Annotated in this window: 1 protein-coding gene and 1 pseudogene; both read right to left on the bottom strand. The window is 69.8% G+C overall.

The genetic code is table 11. The features are described from left to right. A pseudogene (locus ACLHRZ_RS36630) lies at positions 1-4,012 on the bottom strand (type I polyketide synthase); the annotation flags it as partial. Between the two features lie 80 nt (positions 4,013-4,092). Then, positions 4,093-4,859 (bottom strand): acyl carrier protein (locus tag ACLHRZ_RS36635; protein WP_490422915.1); only part of this gene is annotated, 767 nt, incomplete at its 5' end.

A 4,859-nucleotide genomic window follows, 5' to 3' on the forward strand; every position in this document is an offset into this window, starting at 1 on the left:
GCCGCCCCACCCGCACCACACCATCACGCACAACAACCTGAGACTCACCAGCAGACAGCACAGCGGCTGCAGGCAGCTCCGCAATGTCGTTGTCGACGTCCACCAGCAGGAACCGGTCCGGGTTCTCCGACTGCGCAGAACGCACCAGACCCCACACCACACTTGCGGCGGGGTCCCGAACCGACTCGGTGTCGTCGGCCGCCACCGCGTTGCGGGTCACGAACACGAGGCGCGTGCTCACCGGCCGTTCCTCCGCCAGCCATTCCTGGAGCAGGCCGAGTACCCGCGCCGACAGCTCGTGTACCGTGCCGGGCACGTCCCGGTCCGCCCCGGTCACCGGAACCACGACCAACACCCGGTCGCCTGTCGCGTCGGCCAGCGCGTCGATGTCGCTGCCCAGAGTCACGCACCGGACGTCGCGTCGCGCACCGGACGTCACCGCAGCCGGGACCCACTCCAAGCGCAGCAGCCCTTCACGGCCGCTGCCGCCCGGAGCCTCGAGCGAGGCCGACGGAGCGCCCAGCCTCAGCGACTCCACCGACAGCACGGGCCTGCCCTCGACGTCGGCCAGCGCCACGGACACGGTGTCCGCGTCCGTCTTGACGATTCGGGCCCGCACCACCGCCGCGCCTGCCGCATGGAGCGACACCCCGCTCCACGAGAGCGGCATCAGCTGCTCGCCGTCGTCGATCCCGGCAAATCCCGCGGCGTGGACCACTGCAGTCAGCAACGCGGGGTGCAGCCCGAAGCGGACGGCGTCCTGGGCCACGGTGCTCGGGAGGGCCGCCTCGACGAACGTCTCCCGGCCCCGCCTCCACACCGAGCGGAGCCCCTGGAACACAGGCCCCCACTCGGCCTGTCCGTAGAAGCCGTCGAGGTCCGTGGCAACCGCTCCCCTGGGCGGCCACACCACTGCCTCGGCGTCCGTCACCCGCTCCCCCCGGACCAGTACGCCGTGTGCGTGCTGGGTCCAGATCCCGTCCAGCGTGTCGGCCGCTCGCGCGTGAAGACTCACCGTGCGGGCGCCGGACTCGTCGGGAGCGCCCACCAGCATCTGCACCGCAACGGCGCCGCCGTGTGGGAGGATCAGCGGCTCGGTCAGCGTGAAGCGCTCGACCCGGTCGCATCCGGCCTGGTCCGCTGCACGGATGGCCAGTTCCAGGAGGCCGGAGGCGGGAAAGACCACCGTGCCGCCCACCGTGTGTTCGGCCAGCCAGGGCTGGGCATTCAGGGACAGCCTTCCGGTGAACAGCAAGCTCTCGCAGTCGGCCAGGGTCACCGTTGCGCCCAGCAGGGGATGTTCGGCGGGCATCAGCCCGGCGCCGGTCACATCGCCCATGTGCACGGCGGGCCGGGGCCAGTAGCGCTCGTGCTGGAAGGGGTAGGTGGGCAGATCCACCCGGCGGGCCCCGGTGCCGTCGAAGAGCCGTGTCCAGTCGATCTCCACGCCGGCCACGTGCAGTTGCGCAAGTCCGGTGAAGAGAGCGACGTCCTCGGCACGGTCCTTGCGGAGCGCCGGTACCGCCACGCTCTCCTCGCGCTCACCCAGGTTCTGCCGAGCAAGGGCGCTCAGGACCCCGTCGGGACCCAGCTCCAGGAAGACAGTGGCGCCTTCGTCGGCCAGCGCCCGTATCCCGTCGGCGAATCGCACGGTCTCCCGGACGTGCCGCACCCAGTACTCGGGCGAGCACACCAGTGCCGCATCCGCCACCGTGCCCGTCACATTCGACACCAGCGGGATCACCGGCGCCGCGAAGGACAGGCCGCCCACCACGGCACGGAAGTCCTCCAGCATCGGATCCATCAGCGCCGAATGGAACGCGTGGCTGACCTGGAGCCGCTGCACCCTGCAGCCTTCGGCAGCGAACCCCCTTGCAACACGCAGGACTTCGGTTTCCGTTCCCGACAGCACGACCGCTTCGGGTCCGTTGACTGCCGCGATGGCCACGCCGTCCACCAAGCGGGTACGAGTCTCGTCCTCAGCAGCCTCGACGGCCACCATGACCCCGCCGGTCGGCAGCTCCTGCATCAGCCGGCCCCGCGCCGCCACGAGCGTGCAGGCATCCTTCAGCGAGAGCATTCCGGCGACGTGTGCGGCCGTCACCTCACCGATCGAATGACCGGCAACGAAATCCGGGACAACTCCCAGGGACTCCAGCAGCCGGAACAACGCCACCTCAACCGCGAACAAACCAGCCTGAGCGTACACAGTCTGGTTCAACAGCTCCTCGTCGTCACCCCAGACGACATCACGCACCGGCCGGTCCAAGCGCTCGTCCAGCTCCGCGCACACCGCATCGAACCCGGCCGCGAACACCGGGAACCGCTCATACAACTCCCGGCCCATACCGAGCCGCTGCGACCCCTGACCAGAGAACAACAACACCAGCGAACGATCGGTCGCCACTCCACGGGCAACCTCCACAGGCTCACCCTCGGCACCGGCCAGCAACACCGCCCGGTGAACGAAACCAGTGCGACCCTTCGCCAGCGAGAAGCCCACGTCCAGCCGCGACGGCCCGGACAACGAGGCCACCTGCTCCAGTTGAGCGGCCAGCGCAGCCTCGGACTTGCCCGACACCACCCACGGCACCACCAGCGCCGACGAAACGGCCGACTCCTCGGCCCCGGCCTCGGCGAGCGGCTCCTGCTCGATGATGACGTGCGCATTCGTCCCACTGATCCCGAACGCCGACACCGCAGCCCGGCGTGGCCGGTCGGTCGCCGGCCAGCCCACGGGTTCCGTCAGGAGCTGCACATCACCGGCCGACCAGTCGATGTGCGAGGACGGCCGATCGATGTGCAGCGTCCTGGGGAGCACACCGTGCCGCATGGCCATCACGGTCTTGATGACGCCGGCAACGCCGGCTGCCGCCTGTGTGTGTCCGATGTTCGACTTGACCGAGCCGAGCAGCAGCGGCCTGTCCCTCGGCCGGTCCTGGCCGTAGGTCGCCAACAGGGCCTGCACCTCGATCGGGTCACCCAGCGGCGTACCCGTACCATGGCCCTCGACGGCGTCCACTTCGTCGGCCTTCAGGCCGGCACTGGCGAGCGCCTGGCGGATTACCCGTTGCTGCGAGGGGCCGTTGGGGGCGGTGAGCCCGTTGCTGGCACCGTCCTGGTTCACGGCCGAACCGCGGACCACGGCGAGGACCTCGTGCCCATTGCGGCGCGCGTCCGACAGCCGTTCCAGCACCAGCACGCCCACGCCCTCGGACCAGCCCGTGCCATCCGCGGCGTCCGCGAACGCCTTGCACCGGCCGTCCGACGCCAGACCGCCCTGCCGCGTGAAGCCGGAGAAACTCATGGGGGTGGACAGGACGGTGACTCCGCCCGCCAGCGCCAGGGAGCACTCGCCCGAACGCAGCGCATGCGCGGCCAGGTGCAGAGCGACGAGGGACGACGAGCAGGCGGTGTCCAAGGTGACCGCCGGGCCTTCGAGTCCCAGGGTGTAGGCGATGCGGCCCGACAGGACGCTCGCGGTGAGGCCGGTGGTGGCATGGCCCTCGACGTCCTCGTCCGAGCTCATCACCACGCCCACGTAGTCCACGCCTGCGGTGCCGACGAAGACGCCGGTCCGGCTCCCCTTCAAGGTGGTCGGGTCGATACCGACGCGTTCGACGGCCTCCCAGGAGGTCTCCAGGAGCAGCCGCTGCTGCGGGTCCATGGCCAGCGCCTCACGCGGGGAGATCCCGAAGAACTCCGCGTCGAACTCGGTCGCGTCGACGAAGCCACCTTCCATGGCGGCGCTGCTGCCGGTTCCCTCTCCGGCGAGCGCTCCGAGGTCCCAACCCCGGTCCGTCGGGAACCCCGAGACACCGTCCCGCCCCTCGGCCAGCAGCTGCCAGAACTCCTCCGGCGAACGCACGCCACCAGGCAGCCGGCAGGCCATACCGACGATGGCGACCGGCTCCTGCTTGCTCGATTCGACCTCCAGAAGCCGCTGCCGAGTCTGGTGCAGGTCGGCCGTGACCCACTTGAGGTAGTCAACGAGCTTGCTGTCGTTCGACATGGGGAGAGGAACCTTCCTGTGATGCTTGTGGTACCAGTGAGGCCTGTGGTGGCGAGTACCGGGCCGACCAGATCCCCCGGTCAGCGGTCGCTCGAACGTCCGAGCTCGTTGTCGATGAAGGCGAAGACCTCATCTGCGCTGGCGGAATCGATCCGCTCGACCACACCGTTCGTCGCAGCGTCCGCATCGACGTCGCGCCACTTGTCCAGGATGCGGAGCAGCCGGGCGGACACGGCTGACCGTGTGAGTTCGTCCGGGTTACCGGCAGCCAGGGCGGCGTCGAGGCGGTCGAGTTCGTCGAGCAGCGACAGTTCGTCCCCCTGCCTCTGCTCGTCCAGCAGTCGGGTGAGGAGGTGTTCGGCGAGGGCGGTGGGGGTCGGGTAGTCGAAGACGAGGGTGGCCGGGAGCCCCAGCCCGGTGACCGAGGTGAGGCGGTTGCGCAGCTCGATGGCCGTCAGCGAGTCGACACCCAGGTCGCGGAACTCCCGCTCCGGGTCAAGGGACTTGACGTCGGCATGCCCGAGGACGGCAGCTGCCTCGGTCCGCACAAGATCCACGACGGAGCGCCTCTGCTCGCCATCGCGCAGTTCCCGCAGCCGGGCAGCGAGGGCGGCGGTCGTACCGCTGCTGCCGACACCGCTCGCTGCGGCACGTTTGGTTCCCCTGACGAGGCCGCGTAGCAGGGCAGGCACTTCGCCCTGCATGCGCGTGGCACCGGACGTACGGCCGAGAGGAATCAGGCAGGCCTGGTCGATGGTCATGGCCGCGTCGAGGAGAGCCAGACCCTGCTCGACCGTCAAGGGCGGGATACCAGAAGCAGTGATACGCCGCATGTCCACCCCGGACA

It is taken from the genome of Streptomyces sp. AM25 (assembly GCF_058146165.1).